14 protein-coding genes are annotated in these 16,442 nt (G+C 70.1%); 5 read left to right on the top strand and 9 right to left on the bottom strand.

All coding sequences use genetic code 11. The features are described 5' to 3' along the window. Window positions 1-340: 340 nt before the first annotated feature. The 9 genes from LPN01_RS15535 to LPN01_RS15495 all read right to left on the bottom strand — a co-directional run bounded on the left by LPN01_RS15535 (window position 341) and on the right by LPN01_RS15495 (window position 9,282). Window positions 341-1,567 (bottom strand): CmpA/NrtA family ABC transporter substrate-binding protein, encoded by a 1,227-nt coding sequence (locus LPN01_RS15535; RefSeq protein ID WP_262829330.1) that lies wholly within the window; start codon window positions 1,565-1,567, stop codon window positions 341-343. Beyond that, window positions 1,567-2,145: an ANTAR domain-containing response regulator gene (locus tag LPN01_RS15530; protein WP_262829329.1), complete on the bottom strand. Its 579-nt coding sequence runs from the start codon at window positions 2,143-2,145 to the stop codon at window positions 1,567-1,569. Before LPN01_RS15530 ends, LPN01_RS15535 begins: the two co-directional genes overlap by 1 nt. Window positions 2,146-2,209: 64 nt before the next feature. Then, window positions 2,210-2,962: a phosphoadenylyl-sulfate reductase gene (locus LPN01_RS15525; protein ID WP_262829328.1), complete on the bottom strand. Its 753-nt coding sequence runs from the start codon at window positions 2,960-2,962 to the stop codon at window positions 2,210-2,212. Beyond that, a complete protein-coding gene (locus LPN01_RS15520; RefSeq protein ID WP_262829327.1) occupies window positions 2,955-3,383 on the bottom strand; it encodes a DUF934 domain-containing protein in 429 nt (142 codons plus the stop codon). The genes LPN01_RS15525 and LPN01_RS15520 overlap by 8 nt, the downstream gene beginning before the upstream one ends. Continuing rightward, window positions 3,376-5,007: a nitrite/sulfite reductase gene (locus LPN01_RS15515; RefSeq protein WP_262829326.1), complete on the bottom strand. Its 1,632-nt coding sequence runs from the start codon at window positions 5,005-5,007 to the stop codon at window positions 3,376-3,378. Before LPN01_RS15515 ends, LPN01_RS15520 begins: the two co-directional genes overlap by 8 nt. Window positions 5,008-5,862: 855 nt before the next feature. Next, on the bottom strand, window positions 5,863-6,159 hold the full coding sequence (locus LPN01_RS15510) for a DUF2849 domain-containing protein (protein ID WP_262829325.1): 297 nt from the start codon (window positions 6,157-6,159) through the stop codon (window positions 5,863-5,865). Then, window positions 6,156-6,983, bottom strand: coding sequence for a uroporphyrinogen-III C-methyltransferase (gene cobA / locus LPN01_RS15505; RefSeq protein WP_262829324.1), 828 nt, complete (start codon window positions 6,981-6,983; stop codon window positions 6,156-6,158). The genes LPN01_RS15510 and cobA overlap by 4 nt, the downstream gene beginning before the upstream one ends. Window positions 6,984-7,089: 106 nt before the next feature. Continuing rightward, window positions 7,090-8,502 carry a succinylglutamate-semialdehyde dehydrogenase gene (gene astD / locus LPN01_RS15500; protein ID WP_262829323.1) on the bottom strand — a complete coding sequence of 471 codons (1,413 nt, stop codon included), beginning with the start codon at window positions 8,500-8,502 and terminating at the stop codon, window positions 7,090-7,092. Between the two features lie 123 nt (window positions 8,503-8,625). Next, entirely contained in the window at window positions 8,626-9,282 is a 657-nt protein-coding gene (locus LPN01_RS15495; protein WP_410482840.1) for a prolyl hydroxylase family protein, read from the bottom strand. Window positions 9,283-9,413: 131 nt separating this feature from the next. Here LPN01_RS15495 and LPN01_RS15490 point away from each other — a divergent pair, with 131 nt between their 5' ends. The 5 genes from LPN01_RS15490 to gspG all read left to right on the top strand — a co-directional run bounded on the left by LPN01_RS15490 (window position 9,414) and on the right by gspG (window position 16,440). Next, window positions 9,414-10,253 carry a type II secretion system protein N gene (locus LPN01_RS15490; RefSeq protein WP_262829321.1) on the top strand — a complete coding sequence of 280 codons (840 nt, stop codon included), beginning with the start codon at window positions 9,414-9,416 and terminating at the stop codon, window positions 10,251-10,253. Next, entirely contained in the window at window positions 10,250-12,469 is a 2,220-nt protein-coding gene (gene gspD, locus LPN01_RS15485; RefSeq protein ID WP_262829320.1) for a type II secretion system secretin GspD, read from the top strand. The genes LPN01_RS15490 and gspD overlap by 4 nt, the downstream gene beginning before the upstream one ends. A 625-nt stretch (window positions 12,470-13,094) precedes the next feature. Continuing rightward, the gene (locus LPN01_RS15480; RefSeq protein WP_410482839.1) at window positions 13,095-14,657 is read left to right on the top strand and encodes a GspE/PulE family protein; all 1,563 of its coding nucleotides are present in this window, start codon (window positions 13,095-13,097) and stop codon (window positions 14,655-14,657) included. Window positions 14,658-14,767: 110 nt separating this feature from the next. After that, window positions 14,768-15,991 (top strand): type II secretion system inner membrane protein GspF, encoded by a 1,224-nt coding sequence (gspF, locus tag LPN01_RS15475; protein ID WP_262829319.1) that lies wholly within the window; start codon window positions 14,768-14,770, stop codon window positions 15,989-15,991. A gap of 8 nt (window positions 15,992-15,999) precedes the next feature. Continuing rightward, window positions 16,000-16,440 carry a type II secretion system major pseudopilin GspG gene (gene gspG, locus LPN01_RS15470; protein ID WP_262829318.1) on the top strand — a complete coding sequence of 147 codons (441 nt, stop codon included), beginning with the start codon at window positions 16,000-16,002 and terminating at the stop codon, window positions 16,438-16,440. Window positions 16,441-16,442 lie beyond the last annotated feature (2 nt).

Genomic DNA, 16,442 nt, shown 5'->3' with positions numbered 1-16,442 from the left:
TCGTCGCGGCACCTGCCCCCCGTTGGAAAGGCGCCGCGTCTATTTCGTGTCCGGCATCCTTGCCCGACGATCCGGAAGTTGCCCGATTCGCGAGGGTAGCGCAAGGGTCTTTCGCAGGCGCAGCAATCCGACACGGCCTGACGGTGGGATGTGCGGTTCCACGTCAGCCACTCTGGACGATGCTTTTTCGCGCAGAGGCGCGGAGGGCGCAGAGGTGATCCGCCCGCCGCCCGGCGGCTGCCTTCCTCCGAGATACGCAGCGGGGCATTGCGAGGTCCGCTACGCCTCGGCGGCCTCGGCGCCTCTGCGCGAACAGTATCGCGTCCGCGGTCCGCCGCCGTCAGTCGTCCATGCCGGCAAGATAGGCCGGTATCCGGTCGGGATCGAAGGCGCGGCCGTCGAAGAAGCGGTCGCTGCCCAGGATCAGCCGGCCCTGCGTCGCGCCGACGCCGGTCGCCGCGCCGATCGATCCTTCCAGCTTCGAACTCGCCCCGGGCAGCGGGGCCGACGATCCCGCCAGCGCGGCGCGATACAGGTCGGGGCGAAACACACCCTCTGCCGCCTGCGCGTCCTCCGGCGAAAAGGCGGTGCCGTCCCACCGCGTCATCTGCGAATACAGCCACGCCGCCTGGCTGCGCCACGGGAAGTTCGCCGCCTCGCGATACTGGAACATGAAATCGGGGACGTGCAGCGTCGCGCCGTCCTTCGCCAGCCGCACGCGATCGGTGATCGCGCGCAGGATCGTTTCGGCGGGCGCGTCGCAATATTCGGGGCGAGACAGGATCGCGGCGCTGTCGGCGGCGGTGTCGGGCGCGACGAAATGTGCCGCCGCGCGGTGCAGCGCGCGCAGCAGCGCCGCGACCGCCTCGCCGCGCTCCGCCACGGTATCGGCCCGCACCGCCAGCACCTTCTCGACGCCGCGTCGCCAGATCTGCGCGGTGACCAGCGCGATCCGCCCGACGCCGCGATCGACCGCGATGCTGTTCCACGGTTCGCCGACGCAGATGCCGTCGACCTCGCCCGCGGCCAGAGCATCGGCGGCGAAGGGCGGGCTGGTGACGACGATCTCGACGTCGCGGTCGGGGCGGATGCCGACCGCCGCGAGCCAGTACCGCAGCATGTAATTGTGGCTCGAATAGCGATGCACCACGCCGAAGCGCAGCGGCGTCCCCGCCGCCGCGCGCGCCGTCGCGACCGTACGCAGCCGCGCGCCGAGGTCGATCGGGTCGGCCAGGCCCGCGCCCAGATCGACCGCCGCGGCCAGCGCGGTCGACAGCGTCACCGCATTCCCGTTGAGCCCCAGCACGAACGGCACCGTCAGCGGCACCGCGGGCCGGCCGCGCCCCAGCGTCGTCGCAATGGCAAGCGGCGCGATCAGATGCGCGGCATCGGTATGGCCGTAGAGCAGCCGGTCGCGCACCGTCGCCCAGGTCATGTCGCGGACGAGATCGATCCGGACGCCTTCCGCCGCGGCGAAGCCCTGTTCGCGCGCCAGGATCGGCAGCGCGGCATCGACCAGCGGCAGGAAGCCGATCCGGAAGCGCGCGGCGTCGGTGGGGAGCGGCATCACAGGTCTCCCATCAGCGCATCGCTGGTCACGATCGCCTCGGCGATGTCGGCGATCCGGCGGTTGGACTGCATCGCGTGGCTGCGCAGCAGCGCATAGGCCGCCGGTTCGTCGATGCCGCGGCGTTTCATCAGGATCGCCTTGGCGCGATCGACCGCCTGACGGTCGGCGAGCGCGCTCTTCGCCTCGGCAAGCTCCGCCTGGAGCCGCGCGAACGCCTGGAAGCGGCGCACCGCGAGGTCGAGCACCGGCTTGATCCGCTGCTTGGCGAGGCCATCGACGATATAGGCGGACACGCCCGCGTCGACCGCCGCCGCGGTCGCCTCGGCATCGCTCTGGTCGACGAACATCGCGATCGGGCGGGCGAGCGCACGGCTCATCGCGAAGAAATCCTCGAGCACGTCGCGGCTGGGATTTTCCAGGTTGACCAGCACCACCTCGGGCCGTGCCGCTTCCAGCTGCGCGAGCAGCGGCCGCGCCGGATCGATCAGGACCAGGTCGCCGAGCCCGGCATCGGACAATCCGTCGGAGATGATCGCCGCCCGCGTCGTGCTGGTGTCGATGATCGCGATCCGCATGGCGCCATTATGCCGCAATGCAGCGTGATGCCAAGCGCGCTGGCCGCCCGCCGGCGTATGTCCGTCAGAAGATCGGATCGTCGCCCGGCAGCGCGGAAACGTGGATGCCGCATTCGACCTTGTCCCAGCCGCGCCACCGGCCCGCGCGCGGATCCTCGCCGGGCTTGACCTTGCTGGTGCACGGCGCACAGCCGATCGACAGATAGCCCTGTGCCTCCAGCGGGTGGCGGGGCAGGTCGTGCTCGTCGAAATAGGCGTCGAGCTGCGTCTTCGACCAGTCGGCGAGCGGGTTGATCTTCAGCCGGCCCTCGTCCTCCTCGAACCGCGGCAGCGCGGTGCGGGTACCGGCCTGGAAGCCCTTGCGGCCCGAAATCCACGCGGCGAACGGCGCCAGCGCGCGGCGCAGCGGCTCGACCTTGCGGATCTCGCAACAGCCGTCGGGATCGTAGGACCAGCGCATGCCGGTCGCGTCCTTCGACGCCAGCAGCCGCGGATCGGGGCGGAACACGCGCAGGTCGGTCAGCCCCAGCCGCTCGGACAGTGCGTCGCAATAGGCGAGCGTCTCGCCGAACATCTTCTGCGTGTTGGTGAATATGACCGGCACGTCCCGGTCGATCTGCGCCACCATGTGCAGCAGCACCGCCGATTCGGCGCCATAGGACGATACGGAAGCGATGCGGCCGGCCAATTCGCCGGTCAGCAGCGTGCGCAGCATGTCGGCCGCGGGCATGCCGGCGAAGCGGATCTGCATCGCGGCGGCATCGGCGGTTGTGAAGGGCGGGGCGACGTCGATCGTGTCGATCGCGCGACTAGCCATGACGCAATGTCCATACCGGCACGGCGGCATCGGCCGCGGCCTGATAGCGATAGTCGTAGCGGTCGAGGCTGCGCCGCAGCACATCCGCGTCGATCGGCGCTTCCGGCGCGAAACTGTCGAAGCCGCAGCGGCGCATCAGCGGCAGCTGGTCGACCAGCACGTCGCCCGCCGCGCGCAGCTCGCCGGTATAGCCCGCCTCGCGCAACACCCGCGCCGCGCTGTAGCCGCGACCGTCGCGGAACGTCGGGAAGCTGACCTCGACCAGCGCAAGCTGGCCGAGCTGCGGCAGCAGCGCGCGCGCGTCCTCCCCCGCCTCCAGCCGGACCGCGGTCGCGTTGCTCTGGCCGAGGAAGGCGTCGAGCGTCACCGCGGGTTCGTCGTGCGGCTCGTCGTCGCGGAAGCGCAGCAGGGCGTCATCCATAGATCGCCTCCTTGAACGGTTCGAAGCCGACCCGGCGATAGGTGTCGAGGAAACGCTCGCCCGGCGTGCGGACGGCGACATAGGTGTCGGTGACGCGCTCGATCGCATCGACGACGCCGTCCTCGGAGAAGCCGGGGCCGGTGATCTTGGCGAGGCTGACGTCCTGCGCCCCCGATCCGCCGAGCGAGAGCTGGTAGTTCTCGGTCCCCTTCTTGTCGACGCCCAGGATGCCGATGTGGCCGGCATGGTGATGGCCGCAGGCGTTGATGCAGCCCGAGATCTTCAGCTTCAGTTCGCCGAGGTCGCGCTGGCGCTCGCGGTCGGCGAAGCGGGCCGCGATCTTCTGCGCCAGCGGGATCGAGCGGGCGTTGGCGAGGCTGCAATAATCGAGGCCCGGGCAGGCGATGATGTCGGTGATGAGATCGAGGTTGGGTTCGCCGAGCCCGGCATCGGCCAATTGCCGCCAGAGGTCGTGAAGGTCGCGCCGGCGCACATGCGGCAGGACGATGTTCTGTGCATGCGTCACGCGCAGCTCGTCGAACGAATATGCCTCCGCCAGATCGGCCATGCGCTCGATCTGATCCGCGGTGGCGTCGCCGGGAATGCCGCCCGCCGGTTTCAGGCTGATGTTGACGATGGCATAGCCGGGCTGCTTGTGCGCGACGACGTTCCGGTCGAGCCAGATCGCGAAGTCCGGATCGCTCTCGTCGATTTCCGCCGGGGCGCCCGCGTCGAAGGCGGGGGGCGCGAACATCGCGGTGATGCGGTCGAGTTCCGCGCGCGGCGGATCGAGGCCGAGCTGCTTGACCGCCACGAACTCCTCCTCGACCTGCCGACGATAGTCGTCGGCACCGATCTCGTGCAGCAGGATCTTGATCCGCGCCTTGTAGATGTTGTCGCGCCGGCCGTAGCGATTGTAGACGCGCAGGCACGCTTCCAGATAGCTCATCAGGTCGTCGGCGGTGACGAAGTCGCGGATCAGGTGGCTGACCATCGGCGTGCGGCCCATGCCGCCGCCGACGTAGATCGCACCCCCGAGCTCGCCGTCCCGCTCGATCAGGCGGATGCCGATGTCGTGCAGGCGCATCGCCGCGCGATCCTCTTCCGCGGCGATGACGGCGATCTTGAACTTGCGCGGCAGGTAGCTGAATTCCGGGTGGAACGTGCTCCACTGGCGAATTAGTTCGGCCCAGGGGCGCGGATCCGCGACCTCGTCCGCGGCGGCGCCGGCATATTGATCGGCGCTGATGTTACGGATGCAATTGCCACTCGTCTGGATCGCATGCATCTGCACCGTCGCGAGGCGCGCCAGGATGTCGGGCGTGTCGGCGAGCTTGATCCAGTTGAATTGCAGGTTCTGGCGGGTGGTGAAGTGGCCGTAGCCGCGATCATAGTCGCGCGCGATCCTGCCCAGCGTCCGCATCTGGCGGGCGTCGAGCGTGCCATAGGGGATAGCGACACGCAGCATATAGGCGTGAAGTTGCAGATAGAGGCCGTTCATCAGCCGCAGCGGCTTGAACTGGTCCTCGGTCAGCTGCCCGGACAGGCGGCGATCCACTTGGTCGCGGAACTCGTCGACGCGGGCATCGACGATCGCCTGGTCGTATTGGTCGTATCTATACATGGCTGGCTTTCCGGCCTTCGACGTTCGCGAAGGCAGTCTGGTTCGCGCGGCTCTTTTGCTGTGCAGAAGAGGTGTGGTTCTCGCGAAGACGCGACGACGCGAAGAGAGGATGGATCTGGTTCGCGCGGAGGCGCGGAGACGCGGAGAGGGCGCTTTTATGGCGCGCGGAGTGGCCGCCGTGTCCGTTCGTCGTTGCGGCGCATGCCTGGGGCCATGGCGCCGATATCGCTTGATGTGCCTGGCGCTGCGGCGGCGGGGAAGAGGTGTGGTTCGCGCGAAGACGCGACGACGCGAAGAGAGGAAGGGTTTTGTTCGCGCGGAGGCGTGGAGGCGCGGAGGTGACGCGTCCCGGGTGTGCGGAGCGGCCAACACATTTATTCGTCATTCCGGCGCGTGCCGGGGTCCATGGCGCGGGGATGGCTTGATACGCGTGCGAATTCGGCTGCTCGGTGCAGGTTTGGTTCGCGCGAAGGCGCGAAGACGCCAAGAGAGGAAGGGTTTGGTTCGCGCGGAGGGGCGGAGGCGCGGAGGTGACGCGTTTATGGCGCGCCGAGTGGTTGCCACGTACGTTCGTCATTCCGGCGCATGTCGGAGTCCATGATGGCGTTACCGTCGCGTGCGAGGGGTGGAATAGCTCGCGGCCTTCGCCCGCGCCTCCGGTCGTGTGGTTTCGATGGGGCCCGGCGTTCGCCGGGATGACGGCGGCGGGAGGGACGGATGTCTTCGACAGCCACGGCCCGACCGTCCGCTGCCGGTTGGTGCACACGCCGACGGCCCCGGGCGCGACCCCTCCGCGCCTCCGCGCCTCCGCGCGAACCAAAACCTGCCCTTTGCGGCTTCGCGTCTTCGCGCGCATCATATTACCCAGCTTCCCGCAGACGGATCCGCCGGCTTCAGCGTCAGGTCCGGCCGCACGGTAGGACCCAGCGCCCGGATGCGGTCCTTGATATGCGCAGGGCGCGGGCCGTCCGCGGTCGCGATCGCGTCGATCAGGTACGGCACGTTGACGCGGCGCGCGCCTTCCTCGACGCGCAGGATGCCCTCGCCCTCGGCGCCGACGTCGGCGGCGTCCTCGACGTGGCGCGACCAGCCGCTGCCGGTCCACCAGACGACGTCGCCGGTCGGCAGGTCGTTGCCGGTCAGCAGCCTCATGCCGCCGCCTCCGCCGGCCCTGTGACCGTATCGCCCTCGTGGGCAACGGCCGCGATCCGCGCCCAGCGAGCGAGCTTGTCCTCGGCGTCCGACAGCTCGACCACCTCGCCGACGACGATGATCGCGGGGCTGCGCACCGCCTCGCGCGTCACCATCGGGCCGAGGTCGGCGAGCAGGGTACGGATCGCGCGGCTGCCGGCGAGCGTGCCACGTTCCAGCACCGCGACCGGCATGTCGGGCGCGACGCCGTCGGCCATCAGCTTGTCGGCGATGTCGGTCGCCGTCGCGACGCCCATGTAGATGACGAGCGTACGGCCCTGACCGGCGAGGCCCGACCAGTCCTGATCCGACAGGCCCTTGCACTGGCCCGCGACGAAGCTGACCGCGCTCGAATGGTCGCGATGGGTGAGCGGCAGCATCGCCTCCGCCGCGCAGCCCAGCGCCGCCGAGACGCCCGGGATAACCTCGACCGGCAGGCCGGCGGCGCGCACCGCCTCCACCTCCTCGCCGCCGCGGCCGAAGATGAACGGGTCGCCGCCCTTCAGCCGCACGACGATCGCGCCGGTCTTCACATGCGCGACGATCAGCGCGTTGATCGCCTCCTGCGGCAGGGTATGCCGCGCGCGGCTCTTGGCGACCGAGATACGCTGCGCCGACGGCGGCGCGATGTCGAGGACGCGCGCGTCGATCAGCCCGTCGTGGACGACGATGTCGGCGCTTTCCAATGCCGCGACCGCGCGGACGGTCAGCAGCCCGGGGTCGCCGGGGCCCGCCCCGACCAGGATGACGCGCCCGCGGGCATTCGGATCGAGAAGCGTTGCCATGGCGGGGAGATGGGCCGCCCCCCGCCCGCGAACAAGCCAGCGTTGCTTTGGCGGGGGTTAGGCAAGCTTTCCGCGCCCGCACGAATGCTGTCCGGCAGGCTCACGCTCAGGCGTCGCGCAGGCCGATGCCGATGTTGGCGCGGGCGGCGTCCGCCTCGTTGCTGACCACCGGATAGGCGCAGTAATCCGCGGCGTAATAGGCGCTCGGCCGGTGGTTGCCGCTCCAGCCGACGCCGCCGAACGGGGCGGACGAGGAGGCGCCGTTGGTCGGCCGGTTCCAGTTGACGATGCCCGCGCGGATGCCCGACCAGAAGCGGTCGTACAGCGCGGGCGTCTGGCTGACGAGCGCGGCGGACAGGCCGTAGCGGGTGTCGTTCGCCTCGGCGATCGCCGCGTCGAAATCGTGCGCGCGCTGGACCTGGAGGATCGGGCCGAACAGCTCGATGTCGGGGCGTTCGGTCGCGCCGGTCATGTCGATGATCGCCGGGATCAGGAACGGCCGGTCGTCGCGCGGGCGTTCGAGGTGGCGGACCGGGCGCCCGCCGCGCATCAGCAGCGCAAGGAAGCTCTCGGTCAGCATGTCGGCGACCTGATTGTCGATCACCGGCCCCATGAACGGCTGCGGATCGTCGTGCGGCGCGCCGACGATCAGCCGGCCGACCATCGTGTGGATCGTGTCGACGAGCGGTTCGAACAGCTTGTCCTCGACGATCAGCCGCCGCGCGGCGGTACAGCGCTGGCCCGCGGTGGTGAAGGCCGACTGGATGACCAGCACCGCCGCCGAATGCAGGTCGGGCGTGTCCCACACGACGATCGGATTGTTGCCGCCCATTTCGAGCGCCAGGATTTTTTCCGGCTTGTTCGCGAAGGCGCGGTTGAGCGCGAGGCCGGTGCGCGCCGAGCCGGTGAACAGCAGGCCGTCGATGTCGGGATGCTCGGCCAGCGCCTTGCCCTCGGCCGGGCCGCCGATCAGTACGCGGATGCACGCGTCGGGTACTCCGGCGGCGCGATAGCAGTCGACGAGGAAGGCGCCGGTCGCGGGCGTCTTTTCGGACGGCTTGAACACGACCGCATTGCCGGCGAGCAGCGCGGGGACGATGTGACCGTTGGGCAGGTGCGCAGGGAAATTGTACGGCCCCAGCACCGCAAGCACGCCGTGGGGCTTGTGCCGCAGCGCCATGCGGCTGCCCATCGGCGATTCGAGCCGGCGCTGCGCCGTCCGCTCGGCATAGGCGGTGACCGAGATGTCGACCTTGCCGATGACCGTGTCGACCTCGGTCCGTGCCTCCCACACCGGCTTGCCGGTTTCGCGCGCCAGCAGGTCCGCGAAGGCTTCGTGGCGCTGGCGCACGACGTTGCCGAAGCGGCGCAGCGTCTCGATCCGGACCGCGAGCGGCAGCGCCGCCCAGCCCGCCCAGCCGGCGCGCGCGGCGGCGACCTCCAGCTCCGCGTCGCCGACCGGCCCGCGCCAGAGTTCCGCCCCGGTCGCGGGTTCGTAGGAGATGATCTCGTCAGCCATGCCTGCCTATTGCCCTCTCGGAGCGTCGGACTAGGCGAAAGGGCAGGGGGCGGCAAGACGGACCGCCATGACGTCCGCACCCGTGCGTCGGGCCCGGATCGGCGGCGCCGCGTCGGACGGGCGTCAGGCCCAGGGTAACTCCCTGTACCATTTGGTGATGACGTATTTGACGCCGCTGCGCACCTTCATCCCCTGATGCAGCGTCGCCGGATTGGGCGTGCCGTCGGGGCGGCGGTTGTTCCAGGCGACGAGCTTGCCGATTTCCGGCTGGACGATCTTGTCGACCGCCTTGAAGCGGGTCGCGCCGCCCGCCTCCGGCACGTTGAGATAGACCATCACCGTCCAGGTGCGGTTGCCCGCGACCGCGCAGTAGCGCGCATAGTCCGCCCCCTGCGGCTCGAAATAGTCGGTATGGCCCTTGAATTCCTGCCCCACCGCATAGCGCTGGCCCTGGAGCGGCTCGCCGTGCGCGGGGTCGAGGCCGGTGAACAGCGCGAGCCGGCGCTCGACCGCCTGCACCACCGGGTCGCCGGCGAACAGGTCGCCGGTTTCGCTGGTGCGGAACGCCGAATCGCCGTTGGGATCAGCGATGGTCGAGGGGCGGCGGACGGCGTCGATCCGCTCGATCAGCGCCTCGCACAGCCCCGCGCCGATGAAATCGCGCGCGATGAACAGGTCGAGCTTGGCGCTGGGGACCTTCTGGACGCCGGGTTGGGCGAGCAGCTGCGCGACGATCGGGCCCGCGTTGAGGCCGCTGCCGAGGGAAGGAATCGTGTCCATGGCGGCCATCCTATCGGGCGTTCCGGCGGTTGGGGAGGGGCGGCCGGCGGCCCCTGCGGCGCATCTGACCCCTTTGACGCCAAAGCGTAACATGGCATGCGTAGGCGCGACGTGCGGGACGGGACTGACACATGCGCTTGAAACTCGACGCGCGCACGCGCCGCATCCTGCGCCGCCTGCCGGTCGTGAACGTCTATTCGCTGGCGGAGCTGCTGCTGATCGCGGGGCTGGCGACGCAATCGGCGCGGCTGGTGTGGACGCTGGTGACGCCGGTGTCGCCGCTCGGCGACTGGCGCCCGGCGGAGGTGAGCGTGCCCGGCCGGCCGTACGACGTGCTCGCGGGGTTCGATCCCTTCTTTCGCCTGGGCGGCGCGCAGCCGGGGCCGGCGACGGTCACCGCATTGCAGCTGACGCTGTTCGGCATCCGCGTCGACGAGGCGTCGGGCCGCGGCTCGGCGATCCTTGCGGGGCCGGACAATATTCAGAGGAGCGTCGGCGTCGGCGAGGAGATCCAGCCCGGCGTGCGGCTGAAGGCGGTGACGTTCGACCATATCACCATCGACCGCGGCGGGACGTCCGAAGACCTGTTCCTCGTCCAGTCCGACGCCCCGCAGGGGGCGGCGCCGGGCACGGCCCCGCTCGCTCCGGGCGTCGCACCCGCCCCCGGCCAGCCGCCCGCGCCCGCGATCGGCGGCCATGCGATCCGCAGCGAGATCGGCTTCATCCCGCGCATCGACGGCGGTCGCATCTCCGGCCTCGTCGTCCGGCCGCAGGGCACCGGCGCGCTGTTCCGCAACGCCGGCCTGCGCGAGGGCGACGTCGTCACCGCGATCGGCGGGCGCCCCGTCACCGGTCCGCAGGACCTCGACCGCGTCACCGCCGATTTCGCCGGCGGCGGCAACATTCCCATCACCGTAGAGCGCGGCACGCAGACGCTGGCGCTCGCCATCACGATCGCACCCAATCCATGAAGACGCTGTTCCCCGCCCTGATGCTGTCGACCGCCGCGCTCGCGCTGCCGGTCGTGGCGATCGCCCAGACCACGCTCAACGTCCGCGATGCCGACATCCGCGCGTTCATCGCCGATGCCGCGCGGGTGACGGGCCGCACCTTCATCATCGATTCGCGCGTGCAGGGGAAGGTGACGGTCGTCACCGACCGGCCGCTGAGCCGCAGCGAATATTTCGAGGCGTTCCTGTCGACGCTGCGCGCCAACGGGCTGGTCGCGGTGCCGACCGGCAACGGCGCGTTCCGCATCCAGCCGGTCGACAACGCCGCCTCGCAGCCGAGCCGCGTCGGCGTCGCCGGCGCCGCGCGCAACAGCCTCGTCACCGAGATCGTGCGGCTGCGCGCGATCGACGCGACGCAGGCGATCGAGACGGTGCGCCCGCTGGTCAGCGCGCAAGGGTCGGTGAGCGCCAATCGCGGCTCGAACAGCCTCGTCATCGTCGATTTCGCCGACAATATCCGCCGCATCCGCGAGGTGCTGCGCCGCGTCGACGCCGACAACGCCTCGACCCGCGTCGTCGGCCTCAAGAACGCGTCCGCCAAGGAGATCGCGGCGGCGTTGCAGGGCCTGACCAGCGGCGCGCCGGGCGGGCAGGGCGGTGGCGCCGGCGCGGGCGGCGTCGGCACCACGGTGACCGCGGTCGACAGCAGCAATTCGGTCATCATCCGCGGCGACGCGGCGAGCGTCGCACGGCTCGTCGCGGTCGCGCAGGACCTCGACCAGAAGGCGAAGAACGGGACCGAGATCCGCGTCGTGTTCCTGGAGAATGCCGACGCCGCGCAATTGCTGCCCGTCCTCCAGCAGCTCGTCGGGCAGACGCCGGACGCGGTGCAGGACGTGCAGCTGTCGCGGACCCAGACCGGCTTCGGCAGCAGCGCCGGCGGCGGCTCGAACACCCAGCAGCAGCGGCAGGTGACGCAGGCGCCGGTACAGCAGAGTTCGGGCGGCGGCGGGGCCGGGACCGGCCAGCCCGCGATCACGACGCAGGGCGGGCGCACCGCCGCGGTCGTCACCCGCTTCCAGGGCGCCAATGCGATCGTCATCGCCGCGCCCGCGGACATCCAGCGGCAATTGTCCGACGTCGTCCGCCAGCTCGACACCCGCCGCGAACAGGTGCTGATCGAGGGCATCGTCGCCGAGGTGTCGGATGCGACCGTCAACCGGCTCGGCGCGCAGTTCATCCTCGCCAATCCCTCGGGCGGCGCGTTCGCGGCGTCGACCTTCTCGAACAGCGCGCCCAATATCCTCCAGATCGCCGGCGCGATCGGCGCGCGCGAGCTCGGCCGCAACACGACGACGACGATCGCCAACGGCGTCACCACGACGGTGACGACCAACAATGCCTCCGACCAGCTGACCCAGTCGGCGATCAGCTCGATCATCGGTTCGTCGGGCGGGTTCGGCGGGTTCGGCGGCAAGATCGGCGACGTCATCTTCGGCGCGATCATCAATGCGGTGAAGAGCGACACGACGTCGAACCTGCTCCAGGTCCCGCATCTGGTCACGGTCGACAACCAGGAAGCGCACAGCCTGGTCGGGCAGGAGATCCCGATCACCACGGGGCAGGCGCTGTCGAACAATTTCGACAACACCTTCCGCACCACGCAGCGCGAGAACGTCGGCATAGAGCTGACCGCGCGCCCGCAGGTCAATTCGAGCGGGACGGTGAAGCTCAACCTGCGCCTAGAGGTCAGCTCGATCGCCGGGCCGGTGTCGAGCGACAACAGCGACCTGATCCTCAACAAGCGCGAGATCGAGACGACGCTGACCGTCGACGAGGGGCAGATCGCGGTGATGGGCGGCCTGCTCAGCGACGAGGAGCGGCGGACGATCGAGAAGATCCCGCTGCTGGGCGATATCCCGCTGCTCGGCAACCTGTTCAAATCGAAGGCGAAATCGCGAAACAAGACCAATTTGATGATCTTCATCCGGCCGACCATCCTGCGCAGCGCGGCCGACAGCCGCAAGCTGGCGGAACAGCGCTACGGCTATCTGCGGCTGCAACAGGGGCTGCAATCGCCCGACGAGGAGCCGTCGATCGACCAGCTGGTGCGCGATTACATGGGCGCGGCGCCGCCGATCCCGTCGGCGCCGGTGCCGGGCAACATCCAGGACCCGCGGATCGCGGTGCCGATCCAGCACAATACGACCAAGGTCATCCGTCCGAGGGACCGGTGAGGCGCGCGCGCTCCGATACGCCATACCGGCGGACGCCGCCGTGGCGCGCCATGGCACGCAACGGCGTATCCGGGGTTCGCGGCATCGGCCGGGACGACAAGGAGGGTGCGCGTCTGCCGGTCCCGACCACCGCCATCCCCGCGCAGGCGGGGATCCATAATGGCGAACCCCTCAGCTCCATCGCGGTACCTGCGCGTCTGGATTCCCGCCTGCGCGGGAATGACGGCGGGGGTGGGATGCGGTCTCGTGTCGGCGTCATCCGTGCGCGGGCGGGATCCATAATGGCGAACGTCCCGGCCCCATCGCAGCGCCTGCGCGTGGGGATTCCGGCCTGCGCGGGAATGACGGCGGGCGTGGGGTGCGGTTTCGCGTCCGCGTCATTCGTGCGGAGGCGGGGGTCCGTGGCCGCTGGGCGCGGCCTTGGCGTGCCATTGCCGGTAACGTCGTGTCCGCGGGTCCCGGCGTCCGCCGGGATGACGGAGGCGGTGCGCGCCTGCCGGGCTTCGACACCGTCATCCCCGCGCAGGCGGGGATCCATAACGGCGAACCCTTCGGCTCCATCGCAGCGCCTGCGCGTAGGGATTCCCGCCTGCGCGGGAATGACGGCGGGTATGGGGAACGGCGCATGATGATCCGAACCGGCGAAGAGCTCGACGCTGCGCTCGTGCCGCCCGTCGCCGACGCGCCTTCGGAACCCCTGCCGATGCTCGCCATCCCCTATGCCTTCGCGCGCAAGTTCGGGGTGGTCGTCCAGCATACCGATACCGACACCCACATGACCGTCGCGATGCGCGCCGGCGCCGACCCCAAGGCGCTGCTCGAAATCCGCCGCTATCTCGCGCGGCCGTTCGACGTCGCGGTCGTCGAGGCGCCGGCGTTCGACCGGCTGCTGTCGGACAATTACGCCATGGACGGACAGGCGAACGCGCTCGCCGCGGTGGGGATGGGCGACGAGCTCGACATGCTCGCCGACGGGCTGCCGACCGCGGAGGATCTGCTCGACACCGCCGACGATGCGCCGGCGATCCGGCTCATCAACGGCATCATCGCCGACGCGGCGCGCAACGGCGTGTCGGACATCCATATCGAGCCGTACGAAACCGGGCTGATCGTGCGCATGCGCATCGACGGGGTGCTGCGAGAGACGCTGCGCATGCCGCCGCACGTCGCGCCGGTCGTCGTCAGCCGGATCAAGGTGATGGCGCGGCTCGACATCGCCGAACGGCGCGTGCCGCAGGACGGGCGGATGGGGCTGACGCTGGGCGGCAAGCTGCTCGACGTCCGCGTCTCGACGCTGCCCAGCCGCGCCGGCGAGCGGGTCGTGCTGCGTATCCTCGACAAGGACAATGCCGGCATCGATCTCGACGCGCTCGGCATGGACGCCGGCATGTACGCGCTGCTGCGCGGCGCGCTCGCCGAGCCCAACGGCATCATCCTCGTCACCGGGCCGACGGGATCGGGCAAGACCACCTCGCTCTACGGCGCGCTGCGGTTGCTCAACGACGGCAGCCGCAACATCCTGACGGTCGAGGACCCGGTCGAATATGCGGTCGAGGGCGTCGGCCAGACGCAGGTCAATCCAAAGGTCGGGCTGACCTTCGCGGCGGGGCTGCGCGCGATCCTGCGCCAGGATCCCGACGTCGTGATGGTCGGCGAGATCCGCGATCGCGAGACCGCGGAGATCGCCGTACAGGCGTCGCTGACCGGGCACCTCGTGCTGTCGACGGTTCACACCAACGACGCGATCGGCGCGATCACGCGGATGCGCGACATGAAGGTCGAGCCGTTCCTGCTCGCCTCCACCCTGCGCGCGGTGATCGCGCAGCGGCTGGTCCGCCGGCTGTGCCCGACGTGCCGGCGGCCGGTGCCGGCGGCGGGCGGCGTCGCCGCGCTGATCGGGATCGAACCCGACGCGACCGTCTACGAAGCGGTCGGCTGCGGCGAGTGCAACCATAGCGGGTTCAAGGGGCGGATCGGCGTGTTCGAGGCGGTGCGCGTCGACGACACGATCCGCCGCTTCATCAACGACGGCACCGACGAGACCGCGATCGCCGCGCACGCCTTCGCCCGCACCCCCAATCTGGCGCAGGCGGCCGAGACGCTGGTGCGGCGCGGCCTGACGACGGCGGAGGAGGCGATCCGGGTGAGCCGGCGCGATGCGACCGACGCGGTGGTGGACGATGTGTGATCGTCCTCACCCTTCGCCGCCTTCGGCGTCTCTCCCTCTCCCGACTGGGAGAGGGAAGGGGCCCGCCCTGCGCAGCCGGGTGGGAAGGGTGAGGACGGCTGACTCCAATCATGGCTGATTTCGACTATCTCGCCATCGACACGCGCGGACAGGAGCAGCGCGGACATGTCGCCGCGGCGACGATCGACGCGGCGCGTGCGAGCCTCGACCGACGCAGGCTCTACGTCGTCCGCATCGAACCCGGGGCGCCGCCGCAGGCGACCGGCCGCCCGCTGTTCGGTATCAGGCTCGGCCGCGCGCGGATGAGCGTCAAGCAGCTCACCCTGTTCACCCGCCAGCTCGCGACGCTCAACCGCGTGTCGCCGCTGGAGGAATCGCTGCGCACGATCACCCGCCAGACCGAACAGGAGGGCGTGCGCACGATCGTCGCGCAGGTCCATGCCGGCGTCGTCGAGGGGCGGCGGCTCGCCGATTCGATGGCGCGCGAACCCAGAAGCTTCCCGCCGCTGTATCGCGCGATGGTGTCGGCGGGCGAAAGCTCGGGCAGCCTGCCGACGATCCTCGACCGGCTCGCCGCGCTGCTCGAGCGGCAGGCGGAGATCCGCGGCAAGCTCATCACTGCGCTCGCCTATCCGACGATCCTCGCGGTGGTGGCGATGGGTGTCGTCACCGCGCTGATGATGTTCGTCGTGCCGCAGGTGGTCGAACAGTTCGATACCGTGGGGCAGGAGCTGCCGCTGCTGACGCGCGTCGTGATCGGCCTGTCCGATTTCCTCGTCGGCTATTGGTGGGCGATCGTGCTGGCGCTGGGGCTGACCGCGGTCGGCGGCTGGTATGCGCTGCGCGATCCGGCGTTGCGCCTCGCCTTCGACACCGCGGTGCTGCGGCTGCCGCTGCTCGGGCGGCTGCTGCGCGACCTGCACGCGGCGCGGATGTCGCGCACGCTCGGCACGATGGTGGCGAGCCGGCTGCCGCTGCTCGAGGGCCTCGCGCTGACCGCGAGCACGATCCACAACCGGCGGCTGCGCGCCGCGTCGGACGAGATCGTCGACGCGATCCGCGGCGGCGGCAGCCTGTCGGCGGCGATGCGGCGCGCGGGCGTGTTCCCGCCGCTGCTCACCTATCTCGCCGCGAGCGGCGAGGCGGCGGGGCGGCTCGACGAGATGCTGGAACGCGCCGCCGACTATCTGGAGCGCGAATTCGACCGCTTCACCGCGACTGCGCTGTCGCTGCTCGAACCGGCGATCATCGTCGTGATGGGCGGCATCGTCGCGACGATCGTGCTATCCATCCTGCTCCCCATCCTCCAGCTCAACACGCTGGCAGGCCAGTAAGGACATCCATGCGTACCGAACCCGAACAGCGCCATCGCCGCGAAGAAGGCTTCACCCTCGTCGAGCTGATGGTCGTCATCGTCATCATCGGGCTGCTCGCCGCGATCGTGACGTTCAACGTCCTGCCCGCGGGCGACAAGGGCAAGATCACCAAGGCGAAGTCGGACATCAGCACGATCGAGGGCGCGCTGGAGATGTACCGCCTCCAGCTCAACAGCTACCCGACGACGTCGCAGGGATTGCAGGCGCTCGTCACCGCCCCCGCCGGCGTCAACGCGGCGGAATACCAGCGCGGCGGCTATATCAAGAAGCTGCCGCCCGATCCCTGGGGCCGGCCGTACCTCTATGCCTCGCCCGGGCAGCATGGCGAGGCGGACGTGTGGAGCCTCGGCGCCGACGGCAAGGACGGGGGCGAGGGCGTCAACGCCGACATCACCTCCTGGCAATAGGG

The sequence above is a fragment of the Sphingomonas sp. A2-49 genome (assembly GCF_025548555.1).
In the GTDB taxonomy this organism is placed as follows: Bacteria; Pseudomonadota; Alphaproteobacteria; order Sphingomonadales; family Sphingomonadaceae; genus Sphingomonas.
Note: the sequence above shows the minus strand (reverse complement) of the source record. Positions and strands in the feature narration are given on the sequence as shown.